Origin of the sequence: Acinetobacter sp. YH12052 (assembly GCF_013419835.1) — a bacterium.
In the GTDB taxonomy this organism is placed as follows: domain Bacteria; phylum Pseudomonadota; class Gammaproteobacteria; order Pseudomonadales; family Moraxellaceae; genus Acinetobacter; species Acinetobacter amyesii.
The window spans coordinates 116,722-139,631 of record NZ_VOZI01000010.1 but is presented as its reverse complement, the minus strand read 5'-3'; the positions used below and the strand labels follow the sequence as shown (position 1 = coordinate 139,631).

At 40.8% G+C, this 22,910-nt stretch carries 21 protein-coding genes and 1 pseudogene; 12 read left to right on the top strand and 10 right to left on the bottom strand.

Going from position 1 to position 22,910, the window contains the following annotated elements:
- The 3 genes and pseudogenes from tuf to rimI form a co-directional block, all read left to right on the top strand.
- Window positions 1-155, top strand: a pseudogene (gene tuf / locus FTU06_RS09430) (elongation factor Tu); the annotation flags it as partial.
- A gap of 216 nt (window positions 156-371) precedes the next feature.
- Window positions 372-1,253, top strand: coding sequence for a metal-dependent hydrolase (locus FTU06_RS09425; RefSeq protein ID WP_078193116.1), 882 nt, complete (start codon window positions 372-374; stop codon window positions 1,251-1,253).
- Window positions 1,254-1,370: 117 nt separating this feature from the next.
- Window positions 1,371-1,829, top strand: coding sequence for a ribosomal protein S18-alanine N-acetyltransferase (gene rimI, locus FTU06_RS09420; RefSeq protein WP_168379089.1), 459 nt, complete (start codon window positions 1,371-1,373; stop codon window positions 1,827-1,829).
- Between the two features lie 84 nt (window positions 1,830-1,913).
- Here rimI and FTU06_RS09415 read toward each other — a convergent pair whose 3' ends face one another.
- The 3 genes from FTU06_RS09415 to trxB form a co-directional block, all read right to left on the bottom strand.
- Window positions 1,914-2,729 (bottom strand): arginyltransferase, encoded by an 816-nt coding sequence (locus tag FTU06_RS09415; protein WP_180077400.1) that lies wholly within the window; start codon window positions 2,727-2,729, stop codon window positions 1,914-1,916.
- Between the two features lie 21 nt (window positions 2,730-2,750).
- Window positions 2,751-3,482, bottom strand: coding sequence for a leucyl/phenylalanyl-tRNA--protein transferase (gene aat / locus FTU06_RS09410; RefSeq protein ID WP_180146223.1), 732 nt, complete (start codon window positions 3,480-3,482; stop codon window positions 2,751-2,753).
- Window positions 3,483-3,592: 110 nt separating this feature from the next.
- Window positions 3,593-4,546: a thioredoxin-disulfide reductase gene (trxB, locus tag FTU06_RS09405; RefSeq protein ID WP_180026552.1), complete on the bottom strand. Its 954-nt coding sequence runs from the start codon at window positions 4,544-4,546 to the stop codon at window positions 3,593-3,595.
- Between the two features lie 253 nt (window positions 4,547-4,799).
- Here trxB and FTU06_RS09400 point away from each other — a divergent pair, with 253 nt between their 5' ends.
- Window positions 4,800-7,913, top strand: coding sequence for a DNA translocase FtsK (locus FTU06_RS09400; RefSeq protein WP_180146220.1), 3,114 nt, complete (start codon window positions 4,800-4,802; stop codon window positions 7,911-7,913).
- A 41-nt stretch (window positions 7,914-7,954) separates the two neighbouring features.
- Here the strand turns inward: FTU06_RS09400 and FTU06_RS09395 are convergent, their stop codons facing one another.
- Window positions 7,955-8,851 (bottom strand): LysR family transcriptional regulator, encoded by an 897-nt coding sequence (locus FTU06_RS09395; protein ID WP_180146235.1) that lies wholly within the window; start codon window positions 8,849-8,851, stop codon window positions 7,955-7,957.
- Window positions 8,852-8,955: 104 nt separating this feature from the next.
- Between FTU06_RS09395 and FTU06_RS09390 the strand changes: the two genes are divergently transcribed.
- Window positions 8,956-9,858: an AEC family transporter gene (locus FTU06_RS09390; protein WP_180146217.1), complete on the top strand. Its 903-nt coding sequence runs from the start codon at window positions 8,956-8,958 to the stop codon at window positions 9,856-9,858.
- 80 nt (window positions 9,859-9,938) lie between these two features.
- On the opposite strand, the gene FTU06_RS09385 is transcribed toward FTU06_RS09390, so the two are convergent.
- The 6 genes from FTU06_RS09385 to FTU06_RS09360 form a co-directional block, all read right to left on the bottom strand.
- On the bottom strand, window positions 9,939-10,226 hold the full coding sequence (locus tag FTU06_RS09385; RefSeq protein WP_067766167.1) for a PA4642 family protein: 288 nt from the start codon (window positions 10,224-10,226) through the stop codon (window positions 9,939-9,941).
- Window positions 10,227-10,514: 288 nt separating this feature from the next.
- Window positions 10,515-10,787: a cell division topological specificity factor MinE gene (gene minE, locus FTU06_RS09380; RefSeq protein ID WP_078190039.1), complete on the bottom strand. Its 273-nt coding sequence runs from the start codon at window positions 10,785-10,787 to the stop codon at window positions 10,515-10,517.
- Between the two features lie 2 nt (window positions 10,788-10,789).
- Window positions 10,790-11,602: a septum site-determining protein MinD gene (gene minD, locus FTU06_RS09375; RefSeq protein WP_067670152.1), complete on the bottom strand. Its 813-nt coding sequence runs from the start codon at window positions 11,600-11,602 to the stop codon at window positions 10,790-10,792.
- A 65-nt stretch (window positions 11,603-11,667) separates the two neighbouring features.
- Window positions 11,668-12,387 (bottom strand): septum site-determining protein MinC, encoded by a 720-nt coding sequence (gene minC / locus FTU06_RS09370; RefSeq protein ID WP_078193110.1) that lies wholly within the window; start codon window positions 12,385-12,387, stop codon window positions 11,668-11,670.
- 125 nt (window positions 12,388-12,512) lie between these two features.
- Window positions 12,513-13,577, bottom strand: coding sequence for a preprotein translocase subunit SecA (locus FTU06_RS09365; RefSeq protein WP_373684702.1), 1,065 nt, complete (start codon window positions 13,575-13,577; stop codon window positions 12,513-12,515).
- 16 nt (window positions 13,578-13,593) lie between these two features.
- Window positions 13,594-14,517 (bottom strand): acyltransferase, encoded by a 924-nt coding sequence (locus tag FTU06_RS09360; RefSeq protein ID WP_180050356.1) that lies wholly within the window; start codon window positions 14,515-14,517, stop codon window positions 13,594-13,596.
- 247 nt (window positions 14,518-14,764) lie between these two features.
- Between FTU06_RS09360 and FTU06_RS09355 the strand changes: the two genes are divergently transcribed.
- From FTU06_RS09355 to FTU06_RS09325, 7 genes are all read left to right on the top strand, one after another.
- Window positions 14,765-15,397: an OmpA family protein gene (locus tag FTU06_RS09355; protein WP_078193108.1), complete on the top strand. Its 633-nt coding sequence runs from the start codon at window positions 14,765-14,767 to the stop codon at window positions 15,395-15,397.
- 137 nt (window positions 15,398-15,534) lie between these two features.
- Entirely contained in the window at window positions 15,535-17,574 is a 2,040-nt protein-coding gene (locus FTU06_RS09350) for a UvrD-helicase domain-containing protein (RefSeq protein ID WP_078193107.1), read from the top strand.
- 64 nt (window positions 17,575-17,638) lie between these two features.
- Window positions 17,639-18,091 carry a dUTP diphosphatase gene (gene dut / locus FTU06_RS09345; protein WP_180110805.1) on the top strand — a complete coding sequence of 151 codons (453 nt, stop codon included), beginning with the start codon at window positions 17,639-17,641 and terminating at the stop codon, window positions 18,089-18,091.
- A gap of 591 nt (window positions 18,092-18,682) precedes the next feature.
- Window positions 18,683-20,107: a phosphomannomutase/phosphoglucomutase gene (locus FTU06_RS09340; RefSeq protein WP_180146215.1), complete on the top strand. Its 1,425-nt coding sequence runs from the start codon at window positions 18,683-18,685 to the stop codon at window positions 20,105-20,107.
- Window positions 20,108-20,117: 10 nt separating this feature from the next.
- Window positions 20,118-21,026 (top strand): acetylglutamate kinase, encoded by a 909-nt coding sequence (argB, locus tag FTU06_RS09335; RefSeq protein ID WP_078190033.1) that lies wholly within the window; start codon window positions 20,118-20,120, stop codon window positions 21,024-21,026.
- A gap of 209 nt (window positions 21,027-21,235) precedes the next feature.
- Entirely contained in the window at window positions 21,236-22,084 is an 849-nt protein-coding gene (locus FTU06_RS09330) for a class II glutamine amidotransferase (protein ID WP_180146229.1), read from the top strand.
- A gap of 263 nt (window positions 22,085-22,347) precedes the next feature.
- Window positions 22,348-22,803 (top strand): bacteriohemerythrin, encoded by a 456-nt coding sequence (locus tag FTU06_RS09325; RefSeq protein WP_078190032.1) that lies wholly within the window; start codon window positions 22,348-22,350, stop codon window positions 22,801-22,803.
- The last annotated feature ends 107 nt before the right edge of the window (window positions 22,804-22,910 follow it).

Sequence of the window (22,910 nt, the reverse complement as noted above, 5' to 3'; positions counted from 1 at the left end):
TTAAAGAAGGCGTTGAAATGGTTATGCCTGGTGACAACGTAGAAATGTCAGTAGAATTAATCCACCCAATCGCAATGGACGCTGGCTTACGCTTTGCGATCCGTGAAGGTGGCCGTACAGTTGGTGCTGGTGTAGTTTCTAAAGTAACTGCATAATCACTAAATGTGTGTAAAAAAGCGCCTCTTTGAGGCGCTTTTTTTTATGTTTATTCAATGTGATAGGGAAATTGTCTGACAATATTTTTTAAAGCTGTCCTTTAGTGATAATTCACTGTCCTTAACTGAAATAATTACGCGTCAATAAAACCGTAATATGAACTCAAGAAAACCAATAAAAGTTTGAGTATTTCATAACTCAAAAAGGAGTTAGGCATGAACGCTAAAGTAAAGATTACTAATCGAGCAGGTGCAAGTTTCCCTGTACGCCGCATGAATTTTGATTTTGATGCGGTACCAGAGTACTGGATGAACGGCTCAGCTGGTTTGACACATTTTATGACCGCATTATCTGCTTTATTTCCCGCGGGTGAAATGTTCTTTATTGATAGTGTGCGTGCAGTACGTAAACATCCCGCGATCGCAAATAATGAAGCCCTACAAAAAGAAATTAGTGCTTTCATTGGTCAGGAAGCCATGCATACGCAAGAGCATGAAGGTTTCAATGCCTCTGCACAAAAATACGGTCATGATGTCGAAACGCTTGATAAGGCAACGGGTCGAGTTATCCAAGGTGTGCGAAAAGTTTTTGCACGTATTGGTAAACCTGTTGGTATCACTCAAGAAATGGTAGATCTTACCGCAACTACGGCACTTGAGCATTTCACTGCAACCATCGCTTCACAGTTATTGGTTAACCCACATATTCAAGCTTTAATGACAGATGAAACCATGAAAAATATGTGGTTGTGGCATGCGATTGAAGAAAATGAACATAAAGCCGTGGCTTATGATGTTTTTGAAGGTGTCTTTGGTCAGGGAATTAAGGCCTACGCACTCCGAACAGGCTCATTGATTGGCGCAATGGTGACTTTATTCTTCGTACAAAGCTACTTTGTTGCTCGTTTATTAAAAGAAGATAACAAGCTTAATTTTGAAGCATTAAAAGATATTTATACCTATGGTTATAGCCCTTCAAAAGGCATCATCACTGGTATGGGTAAAGAAATGCTGATGTATTTTAAACCAGGTTTTCACCCGAATGATTTAGATACTTCAGGTTTGTTAAAAACGTGGAAAGCATATTTGGGTCTCTAATCACAGCGCTGTGGTGACTTTTTGAGAAGGGCGATGTAAATCGCTCTTTTTTTTATTCAACTTTAGAGGCAAACTTTTTATAATGCGCATACCCTAGCTATAGAAAGATAAACGAAGATGATTCGTTTGATGCAAGACGCTGATGTACAGCAGGTTTACGATATCGAGCGCCGCGTACAAAGCCATCCTTGGACCATAAAACAATTTCAAGAATCGATTGCTGCCTATCAAAGTACAGTGATTGAGCGACAAGGAAAAGTTGTAGGTTTTTGCATTTTACAACCCGTTTTGGATGAAGCAAATTTATTGCTAATGGCGATCGATCCGGGCCAGCAAGGCAAAGGCTTAGGTTTTCAATTGCTCGATGAATCTATTGCTTTACTCAAAAATAACCCCATTCAAATCTTCTTAGAAGTACGAGAAGGTAATCAACCTGCGATCCGTTTATATGAAAAAGCGGATTTTCATCAAATCGATTTGCGAAAGAATTATTATCCAAATGCCGATGGAACACGAGAACATGCCATTATTATGGTGAAGGCTTGTAGTGATGATTTTGCAGCTTTATTTAAATAAAAGTGGTGAAGCGTAGTCAGATTTAAAGAAAGCATTCGTGAATAAACGGATGCTTTTTTATTGAATATCTTTTGTTGATCCCTTTTATTTAATAATAGGATTATTCCAGCCGGAAGGCAGGGTGGTCATCAGGGAATCCCCCAGTTGGCTGATTTCTTCTTGGGTCAGTGGTCGGTTGAGTCGACGCCATTGTCCATCAAGCAGAAGTTCCAGTGGAATGTACTGAGATTTATAATTCATTTTTTGCGAATCGGGCACCCAATAGCCCAAGTAGACATATTGCAGTCCAAGCTTTTGTGCATGCTCGATTTGTTTCAGAATGGCAAAAGTACCTAATGAGCGACGGCTTTCATCAGGATCAAAAAAGGTATATACCGCTGAAATACCATCATCGAGTGGATCACAGGTAGATACACTGATCAGTTGCTCATCCAACCACAGCTCTAAAAAGAAACTGTCAGTGCAGCTATTGATTAAAAATTTTTCAAATTGATCTTGGCTGGGTGGGTACATATCACCATCAGCATGCCGTTCATTGATATAGCGTTCGTACAGGGCATAATGCTTTGCATCGGCATCTTGAGGGCGGCTAATTTTCACCGTTAAATCTTGATTCCGTTTCCACGCTTTTTTTTGCATGCTGTTCATTTGAAATTCATGAACAGGCACACGTGAGGACAGACATTGGCGACAAAGATGACATTCAGGGCGATAGACAAAATCACCACTACGACGAAAACCCATGCGGGAAAGTTCGGATAACGTGACCACATCAATACGATGGACAGGATCAAGAAAGACCATCCGAGCAGATTTATTTTCTAAGTAGCTACAATCATGCGGAGGCGTGATGTAGTACTGTAATTCGTTCAACAGGGACTTCGGTTGATAGGAATTCATCGTAATATCCCTCTTTTATTGTCATGCGCTGAGACTTGCCCATTGCGCTATTGTTTTACTTGAAAATACACTGTCCTGATACTTTTTCCAATCGATAGAGGGTTGTTTAACAACATCTTGTAACGAATTAAGGTATTGTTGGCGAGAAAGTGTACTTGCACCTAAGCTTAAGAGGTGATCGTTGACCAATTGGCAATCAATCCATGGCAACTGATTCTCTTGCCCGATGAGCATTAAGGTGTAAAAAGCCATTTTAGAGACATCTGTTCGTGTACTAAACATAGACTCGCCAAAGCAGCCATGACCAATATTGACACCATAGAGGCCACCGACAACGATCTCGTTTTCCCAAACTTCAATGCTATAAGCATAGCCTGCGTCAAACAGCGCAGAATATCCCTGAATAATATCTTCTGAAATCCATGTTTCATTGGCATAACTACGCGGCAAAGAACATGAGCGAATTACAGTTTCAAACGCATGATTAATGGTGATCTTATAGTCCATTTTTTTCATGCTGCGTAATAAGGATTTGCTCGGATGATAGTCCTTCGGTCGAATAATGCAGCGGGGTTCAGGACACCACCAACAAATCGGATCACCTTCACTGAACCACGGGAAAAGACCGTGACTATAGGCTTCAAACAGTGTGGAAGGGGAGAGGTCAGCACCGATGCAAATTAAGCCTTCACCTTCGGGATCGCATTCAACAGGTTCGGGGAAAGTAAATTCAGAAGGAGGGAGTATCGGCATGCCAAGCTTCTTATTGAGGTATACGGATTTTTATCATACATAAAAAAGCCGATCATCAGGTCGGCTAATTTTTAAAACTGTTTAGCTAAGCAAATGACTTAAGCAAAAGATTATTCACCGAGTGCATCAAGGTATTTTTCAGCATCGAGTGCAGCCATACAGCCTGAACCTGCAGAAGTAATGGCTTGACGGTAAATGCTGTCGGCAATATCACCCGCAGCAAATACACCCGGAATAGACGTTTGTGTTGCATTACCCGCAGTTCCGCTTTGAACTTGGATGTAGCCATCACGTAGGTTCAATTGACCATCAAAAATACCGCTGTTTGGTTTGTGACCAATCGCCACAAACATTCCAGTGACATCAACATTTTGAGTTGAATCATCTAGCGTAGATTTAATACGTACAGAAGTCACACCGGTGTTATCGCCAATGACTTCATCCACTTGGTGATTCCAAATAATACTGATTTTACCTTCTTTTTCTTTTGCAAAAAGATGATCTTGCAGAATTTTCTCTGAACGTAAAGTGTCACGACGGTGTACAAGAGTGACATGAGAAGCAATGTTTGAAAGATACAGCGCTTCTTCCACAGCAGTATTACCGCCGCCGACAACCATAACTTTTTGGTTTTTGTAGAAGAACCCGTCACATGTTGCACATGCACTCACGCCTTGACCCATGAAAGCAGCTTCTGATTCAAGACCTAAATATTGTGCAGTTGCACCTGTACAAATAATCAATGCATCACAAGTAAACTCTTCCATATCGCCTTTAAGCACGAACGGACGAACATTGAGATCTACTTCGTTGATATGGTCATACACAATTTCTGTGCCAAAACGTTCAGCATGCGCTTGCATTTGTTCCATTAGGGCAGGGCCTGTTAAACCTTCTGCACCACCTGGCCAGTTGTCTACTTCTGTCGTTGTAGTCAATTGACCGCCTAATTGAATACCTGCGATGAGTGTCGGTTTCAGGTTTGCACGGGCAGCGTATACCGCAGCGCTATAACCTGCAGGACCAGAACCTAAAATAATTAGACGTGAGTGACGAGCGCTCATCCGTAGAATCCTTTTTTTATATGATAATTTGTGGAATTATACGTCAAAGTTTGAAACGATTGTGTGAGATTAAAGTCGATATTATTGATCATCGAAATCGTTTTGAGCTATATAGAATAAAGTTAACAACTATACTTAAATTATCTTGCATCTTTTTTATTGAACAGGTGCATAATAACAGGTTTAGATTCAGCCCATTTTTGTTGTGGGTAATGACAAAAACATTCATGAAGAATTGGTTACAGGAACGTATATGACAGCGGTGTCGGGTGCATATGCACAGCGCTTAATAATGACATTATTCCTTGTTTCATTTGGGATATATCTGTTCCTTGCAACAGTCACATATACGCCATTTGATCCGGGATGGATGCATTTATCCAGTGATACTCAGCAAGTTTCAAATGCCAGCGGCGTCGCAGGTGCATGGATAGCTGACTTACTCTATGGATTTTTAGGTTGGGCAAGTCTGCTGATACCTGTCTATTTATTTCTCGAAGCAATTCAAGTGTGGTGGCCACGTAGTTTTCTAAACCGTCCATTTCGCTATGCCGCTCAGTTCTTTATTTTACTGGCAACTTCAAGTTTACTTTTCCTGTTTTGGAATGTCCCTGAAGATACTTTAGAAAATGCATCGGGCGGGATCATTGGCTATGAACTGGGTCAAAGTCTTGAACAAATATTAACGGTCTATGGTGCAGCAATATTTCTTATTGCATTTTGGATCATGTTGTTCACTTTGGCCTTTGGCATTAAGTGGAATAAGACATGGGCAACCATGAAATCCACACCAGCTTATCTGCAAGATTTGTTCTATCGTAATGTCCCTGAAGGCGATACCGCTTTTGACCGTACAGTGCCAACGACTAAAAAAGAGAGTGCTGCTGCGCATGCATCAAAAGTGGTTGCACCAGTAACACCAGCCGATGAACATCATGCGGTCGATGTCGATCCTGTGGTACGTGATCGCGTCGCTGAACGTTTATTTGATGATATTGCCGATAAAGAATGGGCAGACAAAGAATGGAACGCACAACATTCATCTGCAGTCGACTTGGCAGAGACTGCTACACCATCTGATGAAGATTTTGAACATACCTTGGCGAAAGTGCATCAGCTTGAACAAGATCAACAACGTGTTGTTGCAACAGGTGAAGTTTGGCGCGCATTACATTCCAATGATGACCAACGCCACAAACAAGATATTGATGCTTTACTGAAAGCTGCAGAAGAAGAGCAGCCTGCCAATCAAACTGAATATTTCAACAAAACAGCAGATGTGCATTCGACTTCTCCGACAGAAGCGGTGACAGCGGCTAAAAAATCAGTAGATTGGGATGATGATGAGATCTTTGATGAGCTGTTAGCGGCTGTCCCGAATAGTAAAACAGCGACGGATGTACATAGCCCATTTAATACAGCGCAAAGTGAAAGTCCTGCAACGCATTCAAATGACTTTGCTACAGGTGCTGCTGCCACACTTGCAGGTTTAGGTGTAGCTGCTGCACAGATTACACCGCTGACCACACAAAAAAATATCAGTGCTGAAACTGAATTTAATGATCTCGATGATTTGCTGGTTGAAGAAGCAGAGCGAGCGATAGAACAGTCACAGCCAGTTCGTACAACCAGTAGTTATGCGCAATCTACGCCTTTGGTTCGTGCTGAAATTAATACGCAGCCGCAGACTTTTGTATCTGATGATGAAAAAGCCTTAATCAGCTCGAATAAAGATGCTTTCCGTGAAGTGTGGCAAGAAACGGCGGGCAAACCTGAAGACATCGATTTAGATCTCGAAGATGATTTTGACTTTGATGCGCCTTTAACTGATGCTTCTGGTCGTCCAATGTCACGTGCGATGCAAGTGGCACAAAAACGCTTGGATTTACCGACTTTGCCGGGCTTGGAAATCTTAGATCCGGTTGACCCAAATAAGAAAGTCAATTTCACTGCAGAGCAATTGTCTCGCCTGTCTGAACTTTTAGAAATTAAACTACAAGAGTTTAATGTCAAAGCCAAAGTTGTAGAGGCACAGCCGGGACCTGTCGTGACACGTTTTGAACTTGATTTGGCACCTGGTGTGAAAGCGTCGAAAGTGACCAATATTTCACGTGACTTGGCACGTTCGATGTCTATGGCCTCTGTACGTGTGGTGGAAGTCATTCCGGGTAAACCGTATATCGGGATTGAAGTTCCGAATAGTTCACGTGAAATGGTTCGTCTTATTGAACTGTTAGAAACGCCGGCATACCGTGATCCAAATGCCTTACTTAGTATGGCGATGGGTAAAGATATTTCGGGTAATCCTGTCTTGGCCGATTTGGCGAAAGCGCCGCATATGTTGGTGGCAGGTACTACAGGTTCTGGTAAGTCAGTCGCAGTCAATGCCATGTTGCTATCGATGTTGTTGAAATACACACCTGAGCAACTGCGTCTCATCATGATTGACCCGAAACAGTTGGAACTTGCCAACTATAACGATATTCCACATTTATTAACGCCTGTTGTAACCGACATGAAAGATGCGGTGAGTGCATTGAACTGGTGTGTGAATGAAATGGAGCGTCGTTATAAGCTGATGTCCTTGATGAAAGTGCGTAAGCTGACTGACTTTAACCGCAAAATTGAAGAAGCAATGGCCAATGGTGAAGATCTGATTGATCCAACTTGGAAGCCAGATGACTCTGCAACCCAAAGTCGTGCGCCACGTTTACAGCCAATGCCGTTGATCGTAATTGTTGCCGACGAATTTGCTGACATGATCATGCAAGTGGGTAAAAAAGCCGAAGAAATGATTACCCGTCTTGCACAAAAATCACGTGCAGCAGGGATTCATTTGCTGTTGGCGACACAGCGTCCAACCGTAGATGTGGTGACAGGTTTGATCAAAGCCAATATTCCAACCCGTGCTGCGTTACGTGTCAACAGTAAACTGGATTCACGTACTATCTTAGATGCTGGTGGTGCGGAAGACTTACTGGGTCATGGTGATATGTTGTTCCTCGGACCGGGTAAAATTGAACCTGAACGAGTACATGGCGCGTTTATTTCAGACGATGAAGTGAACCGTATTTGTGATGCATGGCGAGAGCGCGGTGAACCGAATTATGTCGATGAGATCCTCACGCCTTATGATGAAGAGCCGACATCTCGCGGTTTTGAAGATGGTGATGGTGGATCAGACCGTGATGCGCTGTATGATCAATGTGTTAGTTTCGTTTTGGAAACACGTAAAGCATCGACTTCATCTTTACAGCGTAAATTCAGTCTCGGCTATAACCGTGCTGCACGGATTATTGATCAGATGGAAGAAAATGGCATCGTCAGTGGGATGGGGCCAAATGGTAAACGAGATATTTTGGTCTAAGTCCTAAAACAAAAAACCTGCTTCGGCAGGTTTTTTTATTTTTAGATTGTGAACTTTTCTTGGTAGAACATGGACTGGGCCAGTTCGATAAAAGCTTTGCAGGCCGGGCTCATGAGTTTTTGATTTTTTACGGCGAGTCCAATCTGCCGTTGGGTATTTGGAAAGAGTGGACGTTTAACCACATGTGGATGTAGCGCCAACAGCTCAGCAGGCATCGCCATATCCGCAACGATAGCAATCCCTTCCTGTAAATTCACCATGTTTAAAATGGTTAGCAGTTGCGACATTTGATAGGTGATTTTAGGTTGTATTTGGTGTTGTTTAAGCAGTTTTTCGACATGGGACTGGCTGCCTGCACGGGTCATAATAAAGGGGTAGTTTTGTAGGTCTTGGATATTTAAATGACTGTGTTTGGAAACTGAATAACTATCTGGAATCAAGGCAATGAAAATATCTTGGATTAAGGGGAAGGTGAACAGTTGCGGCTTAGGGAGTACGGCAAAACCCACATCAATTTGACGTTCAGAAATCCAACGAGACACTTCTGCATCGGTGCCTTCCTCGACATAGATCTCAATATGCGGATAACGTTCTCGATACGCCTTTAATAGCTCTGGAAGCAGATGAATCGAACTAGAAGAACCAAAAGAACCAATTCTCAGTGTTCCTTGTTGAATACCATGTGCGGCATGCACTTCTTGTTGCATGATTTGTGCGGTATTGATGACTTCTTTGGCATGCAGCAATAACTGCTGACCAATGTGGGTCAGGCTTATTTCGCCTTGCTCACGGCTAAATAAGCTGACATTCCAATGTTGCTCTAAACACTTTAATGCATGAGAGACAGCCGACTGAGTAATTCCCAGTTGCCGAGCAGCGAGAGTAAAGCTTTGTTGTTCTGCGACTTTAATAAAAATTTCAAGCTGAGAAAATGTCATTGCCATGAGTAATTGCTCATTTTGTTATGAGTCTAGATGAGGATTATATTGTGCTACATAAATGGTTAAAGATGAAATAGCTTGTTTATTTCAAGGCGTACAGCATGAATATCGTCGTCGCATTGTTTCCCCTCGTTGCATTAATCGCAATGGGCTATATGCTTAAATACACACAGTTTGTTCAGGATGAATTTTGGGCAAATTCAGAAAAACTCAATTACTACGTTTTATTTCCTGTGCTGCTATTTTTGAATGTATCAGCCGTGCAATTGGATATGAACACTGTTTCACGAATGTTGACAGTACTGGTTGCGGGCACCTGTTTGATCAGCATCGTGTTGTGGGGGATCAAGCAGTTTATGCATATCCCCGTGCAGCGTTTTGGCGTGTATATCCAAAGTCATATCCGTTTTAATACCTATATTGGTTTATCCCTAATGGGCGCTTTATTTGGCTCTACAGGCATGCAGATGTTTGCCATGTTAATTGCCGTTGCTGTGCCCTTAGTCAATATTATTTCAGTCTTGGCTTTTTCAAATTTAAGTGTGAAGCAATTGGGGCAGACCTGTCAGTCCATCGCAAAAAATCCCTTAATTTTAGGCTGTGTGGCAGGGGTATTGTTTAATTTATCAGGCTTGAGTCTGTTTAAAGGCTTACCTGAGTTATTAAAAATATTGGCAGCCATGAGTTTACCGCTCGGACTACTTTCTGTTGGGGCAGCATTACAGTTTCAGCAAATGCGCGCCGATCTACGTCGTTTAAGTTTAAATACGATAGGGCGTCTCATGTTAATGCCATGTATTGCTTATCTATTGAGTACTTGGATGGGTTTGACTGATTTTGAGCGGATGATTTTAGTGGTCTTTTTTGCTTTGCCGACGGCATCATCGTCTTATATTTTGACACGCTATTATCAAGGTGATTCACAACTGATGGCGGCCATTATTTGTGTACAAACCATTGGTTTTGGCTTGATGTTTCCATTGCTTATGTTGACCGTGCATTGATTATGATGATATTCAATAACGCCGGTATTAAATAAGATAAAAAAGCCCGCATCATGCGGGCTTTTTTTTGGTACTCGAAATTAAGCAAATTTTGCCAATACTTCGAGGAAACCTGCGCTTTGACGTGGATATTGAGCAATCACGTCATGAATACGCTGACCTTCAGGATTAGTTGCGTTCACATCACGACCATCGGCAACGAATTGAGTCAAAAGACGCTCATAGTCATTTGGACGCATATGTTTGAAAGCATGGTAAAGCACGTGAAAGTCGCCATTCACTCCTTCAGGAGGAAGCTGAGTAAGGTAGGCAAATACACGCTCATCTGACCATTCTTCGTTGAACGTTGCTGGCTGAGATAATGCCATCGCAATCTCCTTGCTGGTTTAAAAATACAAAAAGGCAAAAATGAGTACGCAAGTAAAATGGTTTTATTCGCCATCTCTAAGTTAAGCGACTCATTTTATGGTTGGATCAAAAGTTATTTTTTTTATCCCGTTTACTCGAAGCAAAGCTTTTGATCTAACAAAGGAATAAAACTAATCCAGCCCACTCGAAGCAAAGCTTCTCATCTTGCGGCTGGGTAAAGCAGCGCTTTACTGATCCAGCCTCACATTTTGCCTTGATTCAATTTACTTGGCTAATCAGAATTCAGATTAACGTTCTTCAGGCAAATTGATATTCATTTCAAGCATTTCAATATTCGCTTCAGAACGAACAGACATTTGAATGTGTTGCTCATCTACACCACGAACATAGCGGTTTACCACTTGCATGATTTCTTTTTTCATCATGTCAATCTTGTCTTGGCTAAGGCGTTTACCTAAACCATTCTCAGATGCCACGATGACTTTTAAACGGTCTTTTGCCGTTTGTGCGCTTGACGGTTTCTCGTCGCTGCTAAAAAGTTTGCTCCAGAATCCTGCCATGATTACGCTCCAAATAGACGTGCTAACCAACCCTTAGGTTTTACCGTAATGTGACGGTAAGGGCGCTCTTCACCAAGGAAACGTGCAACAAGGTCATCATACGCTTGGCCAGCCGCTTCTTCTGTAAACAAAATCACTGGTTTACCTTCGTTTGATGCTTGTAGAACGCTTTTACATTCAGGAATAACACCTAAAGTCGGTACGCGTAAAATATCTTTTGAAATGTCATCAATCGTCAACATCTCTTGTTTATCCGCACGTTCTGGATTGAAACGTGTAATACAGAGATGCTTACGGATACGACCTTCGTTTTGTTCTACTTTTTTGGTTTTGCTGTCGAGCATACCAATAATACGGTCAGAGTCACGTACCGAAGAAATTTCTGGGTTCGTCACAATGATCGCTTCATCAGCATGATACATTGCTAAAATTGCACCACGTTCGATACCCGCAGGTGAGTCACAAATAATGTAATCGAACTCTTGAGAAAGTTCGTCCATTACACGAGCTACACCTTCATCTGTTAACGCGTCTTTATCACGTGTTTGAGATGCTGGCAAAATGTAGAGATTTTCAATATCTTTATCGCGAATAAGCGCTTGTTGTAATCGAGCTTCGTTATTCAATACGTTTACAAAGTCATATACAACGCGGCGTTCACAGCCCATGATCAAGTCAAGGTTACGTAAACCCACATCAAAGTCGATCACAACAGTTTTGTGGCCGCGAAGGGCTAAACCTGTTGCAAAAGATGCGCTTGTAGTTGTTTTACCTACGCCACCTTTACCTGATGTTACGACAACAATTTTCGCCACCGAATCCACTCCTGTTATGGTTTAAATCCCCTTTTTTAATTAGGGGTTTGGTGATTATTTATACATTAAAATTGCAAAGCTTCAAATACTAGCTCTTGCTGGTCATTCAAATAAATATGTACTGGCTGTTTGACCACATGAGGCGGAATATCATCAGCGACACAGTAAGTCCCTGCTATTGAAACCAATTCAGCTTCTAATGAATGGCAGAAAATACGTGCAGCCGTGTTCCCACCAGCTCCGGCAATGACTCTACCACGAGCACTACCATAAATATGTATATTTCCTGAAGCAATTACTTCTGAACCGCTATTAATACCAGCATTAATAATGATATCGCCATGGTCTTGGACTAAACATTGACCTGTACGTAAGATTTCATTGTGATACGACGTAGCATGACGAATGGTCGGTACTTCGACTGCAGCAATTTTATCTTCGGTTTTTTCTTCTGCAGGTGCGGGTTCTTCAACCACTTGTTCGCGTGTCGGTTTAACTTGTTGTAGTTTGCGATCCGCAGGAACTACGGGAAATTGGATAGCACGTGCTTGGTCCGATAGCGGACCTTCAGTGACACCAATCGGTTGAATTTCAATACTAATAAGTAGTTGAATCAGTGCAATTAGTTCTTGATCAACCGTACTTTCAATCACGGCTAATGTTCCGGGTGGAAAAGCCTTTTGGAACATTGGAGTAAGTTGCTGGCGGATCGCATCATGATCATTGGTATCGAGGTGAATGCGAATCGCATTGACCATTTTGCCTTTTATCCGTATATCAGCCATATTGAATCCTTGAGACTTCTAACTATTACTTTTGTGCCGAAGTAGTTATGTTGTAAATAGAGCAAATCCTAGAACAATTTGCATGAATACTCTAGCGGAGTTCGCAATTATTTTTGACTAAGTGTTTATTCTGTAGCTTGGTCCTGCTCCTGCATAATCTGCTGCCACTGTTTTACTTTCACTTGCTTACGAATAGCTTCTAGACTTTCAAAAACCGCAGAGCGAACCAACTCATCCAGCTGGGCATTATTTTCGATTTCAATACGGCTAACACGCTGTGAAATGTCTAAATATAGATTGGGTTTCTGAGCCGTCGATGTATTGGGATAAGCCAACGGGGAAATTAAACCTTGGGTAATATTTTCACCCAAACGTTGCCCGATACTTTGAATCTGCTGTTCAATGCGGCTGCCAACGATTGGCACTAAGCGCAATAGCTGCGTGAGTTCTGGGGTGTCTTCGATGGCCTGACTGACGATTTTTCCGACATTTTTGGCGATCAATTCACGTTCAGCACGTAGCTCTTTGCTTAAATTTTCTTGCAAAATTTCGGCCAAGACTTGGGTAAATAACTCTCGGTGATGCTGAACGACATTGCTAATCAAATCTTTATGTGTGGTACTGGTGTTTAACTCATGTCTAACCCCATCGAGCACCGTCAGTACTACTCGATCAGACAGTTCTTCCATCACCACACGATAATAAAACAAAGCTTTCTTTTGCCATGCCGATGGCACAATCTGATAACCCATTTCATAAAGTCGATAGGCAATCACGCCCGCGCGAAATAAACGCAGGAAACGTAAATGCGGCACAATGGCTAAAATTTCGTACCAATGTATAAATGGGAAGAAGAACCAGCGCTGATGGTGCTTGTTGATGATGGCAATCGCCCAGCGCACCAACAGTTCTACAATCAAAAAGATAATGAACCACGCTTCGGTGGTAATCACCCACGGATGCAAATGTTCACGGTAAAAACTCAGCACATCGGGCAGGTGGATACTGTTAAAGAACCAACTGCCAAGATTGCTCATGAGAAAAAAGTTCATGCACAGGCAGAACAAGTTAAAAACAATAATAAACACCATGAATATGTCATAAATCAAAAACAGTTTGAATGACCAACTGTCTGGATTGACATGATGATATTTAGATTTCTTGTTTTGCGGCATGCTGTTCTGCGACATAAAAACTTCTTCTTAATTATTCAGTAACTGAGTATTTGGCTTTCATACGAGTAATGAGTTGGTCTTTCTCCGTCCATAGCTCATCCACCCAATGCTGAAATTTTTCACGGAACTCTGCGTCATCTTCATAGTTGCCGCCATGCACCCAAGTAGGAATTTCAATTTTACGTAAATCCACGGCGATACGTGGAACTTCACCGAGCCAAAATTCACCATAACCCGGTGCACCATTTGGATAGACGATGGTCATATCTACGAGAGCATCAACTTGATCCCCTAAAATATTGAGTGCCAGTGCTAAACCACCCGCTTTCGGCTTTAGAAGGTTTTGATACGGCGACTGCTGCTGCGCATGCTTTTCAGGGGTAAAGCGAGTGCCTTCCAAATAGTTCAACAGGGTAAAAGGCTGACTCAATAACTGTTCACAAGATTTACGCGCTTCTTCCATATCTCGATATTTAAGTTCAGGATTTTTCGCGATTTGTTCTTTGCTGTGTCGTTTCATCATTGGAAAGCCTAAAATTTTAAAAGCTTGTCCAACAAATGGAATGAAAATGAGTTCCCATTTGGTAAAGAAACGCGTCAGTGGCATACGGGTTAAACCAAAATATTGGTTAACTGTTGTATCGACCCAACTCTGATGGTTACAGGTCATGAGATAGCGACCATGCAAATTTAAGTCGAGGCCTTCATCGATAGTGATATCCCATTTTGTGTTAGGTAAAACGTGATCAATTAACCAGTTATTAACCATGAGCCAACTGTTGGTAATTTTTATGTTGGTTTCATCAACCTTTTTTGATTTTTTAAAGAGTTTGGTTAGACCAAGGGCTAGTACAGGAGGACCATGGAAAAAAGTACTGCCTGTCATAACTGAACCGACGGTAAGTCCTTTGCTAATTTTTTTTAGTGTCGGTTGCTTATTTGTTTGAGATGACATATAAAAAGTCCTAGCGGAAATTGTCCAAATAATGATTTATTCAAATAAATATAGTTCGAGTTGATTAAATAAAAAAGGGCATCTGCAGAACTGTGAAGAAATTGTGATGGAATTAACAAATAAATCTCGTATTCATATTACAAATTGTAACTAAACGTTTTATTATTAACAAAAAATCAATGGTTCAGCCATTTGTTTTACTTCATCATTTCAACCATACAACAAAACACAAAGAAGGAGGCATGCAATGCGTGCACTAGTAATTTCGGCAGTAGTTGGGGCAATGGCACTTACTGGTTGTCAAAACATGGAATATGACAAAGCAGCAATCGGTACTGGTCTAGGTGCTCTTTTAGGCGCTGGTATTGCTTATTCTAATGCTGATAAAGACAAAATGGGTCAAGCAGCTGCAATTGGTGCTGTAGTTGGTGGTGGTGCAGGTCTTCTTCTTGATAAGAAAGAAAAACGTCTTAAACAAGAATTGGCTGGTACTGGTGTTGACGTAGGTCGTAATCCAGATGGTTCGATCAACCTTGTTATGCCATCAGTAACTTTCGCAACTAACTCTTCAACTATTCAATCTCAGTTCCAATCTGCGTTGAATGATGTTGCTAAAGTATTGCGTGAAGACGGTACTGCAAACAAACTTGCAATCGTTGTACACGGTCACACAGATAACACTGGTACTGATGCGATCAACAACCCACTTTCTCAAAACCGTGCAAACTCAGTGAAAAACTACCTAGCGTCTCAAGGTATTTCTTCAACTCGTATTACTGCACGTGGTTACGGTTCAACTTCTCCAGTAGCGGATAACTCAACTGCTGCAGGTCGTGAACAAAACCGTCGCGTAGAAATCTCAGTTTACGAAACTAAATAAGTTTTAGTTCGAAACGAAAGGCCACCCTCGGGTGGCTTTTTTTATGGCATTTTTAATGACCGATAAAATACATTTTGCATTAGGCAAGATCGTTTCAGATGACTATAATCATCCTCGAATTAATAAGAGGAAAGACTATGTCACTGGCAAGTCAGTTGAACGACAAGCAACTTGAAGCAATGAAATACACTCAAGGACCCTTGTTAGTACTTGCAGGGGCAGGTTCAGGCAAAACATCGGTGATTACCCGTAAAATTGCCTATTTGGTGAAGCATTGTGGTATTCCTGCGCACCGTATCACCGCGATGACCTTTACCAACAAAGCTGCGCGTGAAATGAAAGAGCGTGTGACGAAGCTGATGAGCCGTGAAGAGGCAAAAGGGCTGTCGGTTTCTACATTCCATAACTTCGGGCTAAACATGCTCCGTTTGGAATTAAAAAATACACCACTGAAAAATAACTTTTCAATTTTAGATGCAGATGACTGCAAACGCATTTTGATGGACTTAATGCATCGCGACAATTTATCCGGTGCAGAAAGTAAAGAGCTGATTGCCAAAGCTATGAAAATGATTTCAGATTGGAAAAACGATCTGATTCCACCTGAGCAAGCGCACACCACTTGTGAAACAGCAGAAGACGTTCAATTTGCGCATTTGTATCAACTGTATGAGCGTAATTTACGTGCCTACAATGCTGTGGATTTTGATGATTTAATTGTCATGCCGACGCGCTTATTACAAGAAAATGCAGAAGTGCGTGATCGTTGGCAAAATCGAATCCGCTATTTATTGGTCGATGAATATCAAGATACCAACACCGCGCAATATATTTTGGTGAAATTACTCGTGGGTGTCATGGGACAATTCACTGCGGTAGGTGATGATGACCAATCAATTTATGCATGGCGTGGTGCTAAGCCTGAGAACATGGCTTTATTGAAGGAAGATTTCCGTAATCTGAAAGTGATTAAGCTTGAGCAAAACTATCGCTCGACCAGTCGTATTTTAAAAGCTGCCAATACAGTTATTGGCAATAACCCACATATTTTCGATAAAAAGCTTTGGTCAGATAAAGGCCATGGTGAAGTGATCCGCGTGATTACTTGTCGTAATGACGATGATGAATCAGAACGCGTCGTAAAAGACTTGATTACGCACAAGCTGATGAACGGTAAAAATTGGAAAGACTACGCCATTTTATACCGTGGTAATTTCCAAGCGCGTGCTCTAGAGACACAGCTACGCCAAATGCAGATCCCGTATAAATTATCGGGTGGTCAGTCTTTCTTCGCTCGTGCTGAAATTAAGGACTTGATGAGCTACTTACGTTTGATCATCAACCCTGAAGATGACAGCGCATTCTTACGAATTATCAATACACCAAAACGTGCGATTGGTCCTGTGACTTTGGAAAAGCTTGGTCTATTTGCGCAGGAAAGTAATTTGTCTTTGCTCAGTGCAGCAGGGGATCAGCGCTTGAGCATGGCGATTCCGAAAAAAGCTACAACCCAATTGGCTGAATTTGCAGACTTTATTTCGACCTTTACCCGTGAATTATTAGAAGATGATGAGCCTGTTCCCATTATTCGTCGCATGATGATTGAAGCAGGTTATATCGACTATGTTAAAGAATCTGCAGCTACACCTGCGCAGGAAAAAACCAAACTGGATAATATTGAAGTGCTATATAGCAGTATTCAAAGTTTGATAAACCGCGCTGAAGATGTAGATGAAAAGAACATTGAAAGTGTGATTCGTAAAATGGTGCTGCTCGATATGTTAGAACAGCAACAAGAAGAAGAAGACACCGATAAAGTCAATTTGTTAACACTTCATGCGTCGAAAGGTCTGGAATTTCCATTCGTTTATTTGATTGGTCTGGAAGAAGAAATTCTACCGCATAAAAACTCCATTGCTGCCGACACGGTTGAGGAAGAACGTCGACTGATGTATGTGGGGATTACTCGTGCACGTCAAGGTTTAACCATGACTCTTGCAGAGCAGCGTAAAGCCGGTGGTCAAATGCGACAAATGACACCAAGCCGTTTCTTGGACGAACTGCCACAAGATGAATTGGAGTGGTTAGGGCGCAAGAAAAAGCTGGCAGGGGATATCGATCCTAAACAGCAAGCACAGCATTATTTAGAAAATTTACGCGCGCTGATTAAGCGTTAAAGCTTAATGCGTAGAATATTTTATTTATTTTTTGAAATTCGTTTTATTGAAACAGGAATGAACCATGAAAGTTCAAGTTAAAGTTCTCGACACACGTTTAGGTACGGAATGGCCAATGCCAACTTATGCCACAGCAGGTTCGGCAGGTCTTGATCTCCGTGCATGTGTAGAAGAAACCACCGTAATTGAACCGGGTCAAACTGTTCTGGTAAAAACAGGCCTATCGATTTATATCGAAGACACTAACTTTGCAGGTTTAATTTTGCCGCGTTCAGGCTTAGGTCATAAACACGGAATCGTGTTGGGTAACTTGGTCGGTTTGATTGATTCAGACTACCAAGGTGAATTGATGGTATCTGTTTGGAACCGTAGCCAAACTACATTTAGCCTAGAGCCGGGTGAGCGTTTAGCACAATATGTTTTAGTGCCAGTTGTACAAGCTCAGTTTGATATTGTAGATGAGTTTGAAGCCACTGAACGTGGTGCAGGCGGTTTTGGTCATACAGGTAAAAACTAATCAGCGCGAGACTTTTGATCCAGTGTGTTGACAAGTAAAATGCCTATAATCAAGTAGCGAATAAAAAACCATCCTCGTGATGGTTTTTATTTATATCATTTTATTTAAATTTTAATTTATTCAAAATCAAATCGATATTTAGAGTATTTAGGCTTTTATCAAGATCGTTTATAGAGTTACATCGAAAATTTAATTCTGATGAAATTACTCGGTTTATATTTTAATAGAGAAGAATAAATTGAGCCTTGTTTTTTGATTTAAATTTGATCAATTTACTATATTTGTACAGAGTGGAATAGGAGTTTAAAAATATTTGAAAAGTAAAATAAATATAGATGAACGGGTGGTTTGATATTTTTTAAATTGTAAATTAATGATTTATATATAAAAATAATTTGTGGAAAATAGAAGTTTTGGGATTAATTTTTAAGTTTTTGATCAGTATTTAAATATTATTAATTGATTGTTTACTAAATTTGTTATAAAAAAGCTACACTTTTTTTCAGGATTTTATCCTTTAATTAAAAGCTTAAATTCTCAATAGAATTTTAGATTTTTTAATTAATAAAGATGTAATTAGAAGAACATAGTATGGGTTCACTGTTTAGTCACTTTCCGCAACATATTTTTCGTGCATATGACATTCGCGGGAAAATATCGCTCTTAAATGCTGATTTAGTTCAGTCAATTGCTTGTGGCTTAGTCAAACAATATTTAGATGCAGGGCAAAAGAGCCTTGCCATTGGCTATGATGCGCGTTTAACCAGTCCAACCTATGCAAAAATAATTCAAAAAGTCTGCCATGAGGCTGGCCTTGAAGCGGAAATTATTGGCTGCTGCTCAAGCCCGATGTTGTATTTTATTGCGGGACAATTTCAAGGCAATGGCATTATGGTGACGGCGAGCCATAATCCTAAATCAGATAATGGTATCAAGTGGATTATCAAAGGTGAGCCACCTTGTCCGGAGATGATTCAACACGTTGCAGTCGAAGCACGAAATTGTTTTTCTTCGGAACGTGTGCATTTGATGACTGAACTTGAGCCACACGAAATCAAGCCTGAATATTGTTTGGCCTATCAGAAATTTATTTTAGATGAAATTCATTTACAGCAACCGCTTAAAGTTGTGATCGATGGCATGCATGGTTCAGCTGGGCATTGTGCAGCCTTATCATTAAATAAATTAGGCTGTGAAGTTTTGGCATTACGTTGCCAAGCTGATGGACATTTCCCTGATCATGCTCCAGATCCATCACAGCTCAAACATTTAACCCATCTTCGCCAAGCCATACAGTTGCAAAAGGCCGATATTGGCATTGCTTTAGATGGTGATGGTGATCGTTTAGTGTTAATTGATGAAACTGGCAAAGTGGTTTCTGCAGATCGATTATTATGTTTATTTGCTGAAATTTGTTTGACTCAAAAACCACATGCTGAAGTGGTGTTTGATGTGAAATGTTCAACAATGATTCGCGATACCGTGTGTGATCTAGAAGCACAGCCTGTCATGATTCGAACAGGCAGTAGTTTCTTGCGAAAATATATTTCCCAATCTAAAGGCAAAGCGGTTTTTGGTGGTGAATACGCAGGGCATTATGTTTTTAATGACGGCCGCGGCGGCGGTTATGACGATGGTCTATATGCTGCACTAAGAGTCTTAGAATATATTCAAACTCAGGGGCTGACATTGTCAGAAGCTTTGGCGAAATATCCAGAGCGCTTTAGTACCGAAGATTTATATGTCAGTACGCATCAGCATGATCCAGCGGAAGTTTTAAAGCAGGTTGAAGCCAATTCTACGCGAATTCTGGCACAAATCAGTAAAATTGATGGAATACGCCTTGATTTTGATGATGGATTTGGCATCATTCGAGCATCGAATACAGGTGAGTATTTCACTTTACGCTTTGATGCCAACTCATCAGCACGCTTAAAAGAAATACGAGATCTGTTTGTTTCCATGTTAGTTGAGCACTATCCAGACATTGCTCATGACATTCCAGATGCTCAATAAGGAGAGGCAAATGCCACATCAACATACTGGCATCGACAAAGCACAAATCCTGACGGAAGCTTTGCCGTATATTCAACGTTTTGCGGGTAAGACGCTGGTAGTGAAGTATGGTGGTAATGCCATGACCGATCCTGAGCTTGAGAGCTCATTTGCACGTGATATCGTGCTGCTGAAAACGGTTGGTTTAAATCCGATTGTGGTTCATGGCGGTGGTCCACAAGTGGATTCATTCCTCAAACAATTAGGCCGTGAGTCTGATCGTATCGACGGTATGCGCGTGACTGATCCTGCAACGATGGAAGTTGTCGAGATGGTCTTGGGCGGCAGCGTGAACAAATCGATTGTGAACTTAATCAATAAACACGGTGGCCGTGCAATTGGTTTAACGGGTAAAGATGGTAATTTGATCCGTGCGCAAAAATTATTGATGGAAAAAACAGCCGAAGATGGTTCAGTAAAACAGATTGATTTAGGTCTAGTTGGCGAAGTGGTTGGTGTGAAAACTGACGTACTTGAAATGTTTACCCAAAGCGATTTTATTCCTGTGATTGCACCATTAGGTGTAGACGAAGACGGCAACACCTATAACATCAATGCTGACTTGGTTGCAGGTAAAGTGGCTGAAGCATTGGGTGCGGAAAAGCTAATTTTATTGACCAATATCACGGGTGTTTTAGACGAAAATAAAAATCTGCTGACTGGGTTAACCACCCAAGAAGTCGATCGTTTGATTGAAACTGGCGTGATCTATGGCGGCATGATTCCGAAAGTTGGCTGTGCATTAGATGCAGTCAAAGGCGGCGTAATCAGCGCACATATTGTTGATGGTCGTGTACCTCATGCAACATTACTTGAAATCTTTACGGATCATGGTGTGGGTACATTAATCACCAATCGAACCAATGTGAAAAAAGCTTAAGATACTTAGCATTTTTTGATATAAAAAAGCCTCTTTTGAGGCTTTTTTATTATTTATCAGTTGGCTAAGTAACTTTTGAAAAGATCAAATAATGTATTTGCCCTGTTGGATTATAAAAACTCTTACAATGGCGCCGATTTTAGATTTACAACAACTAAAACTGTCATGCACAATAGAGAAATCATAGATTTACTGCTGAAATGATCGATATGTGCCAGCTGCTCGGAATGAATTGTGCGACTCCTACCGATATAACTTTTTCGTTTCGGGGATTTTCGCAGCGAGCAGGAATTACCTCAGATCATTGTGATGGCTTTGGTATCGCTTTTTTTGAAGATAAAGCATGTCGTTTATTTGTCGACAATCAATCTGCTGTAGAGTCTCCGATTGCTGAGCTGATCCGAAACTACCCGATTAAATCTCGCAATGTGATTGCACACATTCGTAAAGCGACGCAAGGCAAAATTAATCTTGAAAACTCACATCCATTTAGTCGTGAATTGTGGGGCAGACAGTGGATTTTTGCGCATAATGGCGACCTGCATGGCTTTCAGCCTGAGCTCACAGGGCGCTTCAGCCCCGTCGGCAATACCGACAGTGAATTGGCCTTTTGCTATTTGCTCGAGCAAATGGTGAAACGTTTTGGTTATACCGAACCTACACTCGATCAGGTGTTTGATCTGTTATTAGAAATTTCTCCTAAAATTGCAGAACATGGCACCTTTAATTTTTGTTTGTCGAATGGGCAGGCGCTATTTAGTTATGCGATTACCAAGCTGCATTGGCTGGTTCGAGAGTTTCCATTTCAGCCTGCACAGTTGATTGATATTGATGTTGAAGTCGATTTTAGTGAAGTCACTACGCCTGAAGACCGTGTTGCCGTGATTACCACTGAACCCCTAACGCAAAACGAAGTTTGGACAGCATTTGAGCCGGGTGAAATGATTTTATTTCAACATGGTCGTCCAATTCGTGCTGCAAAGACGGTTGTTGAACGTTTAGAACGTGAGCGGCTGGACCCATCTTTAAAACGTCTCACACGTGCAGATCAGTATTAATTTTGAATGAAAGATATTCATTATAAAAATGAATATCTTACACTTTATTGAATTAAGGGTATTTTCTAAGATATTGAATTGATTAAAAAATATCTTAGCTTTATGCTCGGGATTAAATAAATTAACATAATAAAAACAATTGATTACAATATAAATGGCAGTATTTCAATTAAAACCAACCTTTTTACTTCATTTTTATTTAAGTTCTTTAATTATATGATGAAATTTACGTGATAAGTCCTTCATATTTATAGGTGGTCGTAATGAAAATGAAATGGGTTCCAGAATACAATACTGGTATCGATGTGATTGACGATCAACACAAACGGATTCTTGACTACATCAATGAAATTGATGGCATTGACGCAAATACAGATCGTGATCGTGTAAAACAAATTCTGGAAAACATTATTGATTACACTCAATCACATTTTACCTTCGAAGAATCTTTACAAGAAGAAGCGGGTTATAAATATCGTGTGCCACATAAACGCGTACATGATTTATTTATTAAAAAAATTGAATCTTACCGTGACCGTTTTGAAATGGGGCATGCGATTGAAAATGAATTACATGAAGTGCTTTCAAAATGGCTGATTAACCATATTCAGCACGATGATGCTGATTATGTCGGTGCGGTTAAAGAAAATATGATGGGTATCATCAAAGAAAAAGAAAAGAAAAAAGGCAAAAATTGGTTTGCACGTTTCTTTTCATAACCTCAAAAAATGAAATAAAAACAATTAAATTCTAATAATATCATTTGCGCAGCAAATCACCTTTAAGGTGATTTGCTTTTTGTTTTTGATTTTCAAGGCACAGCAAG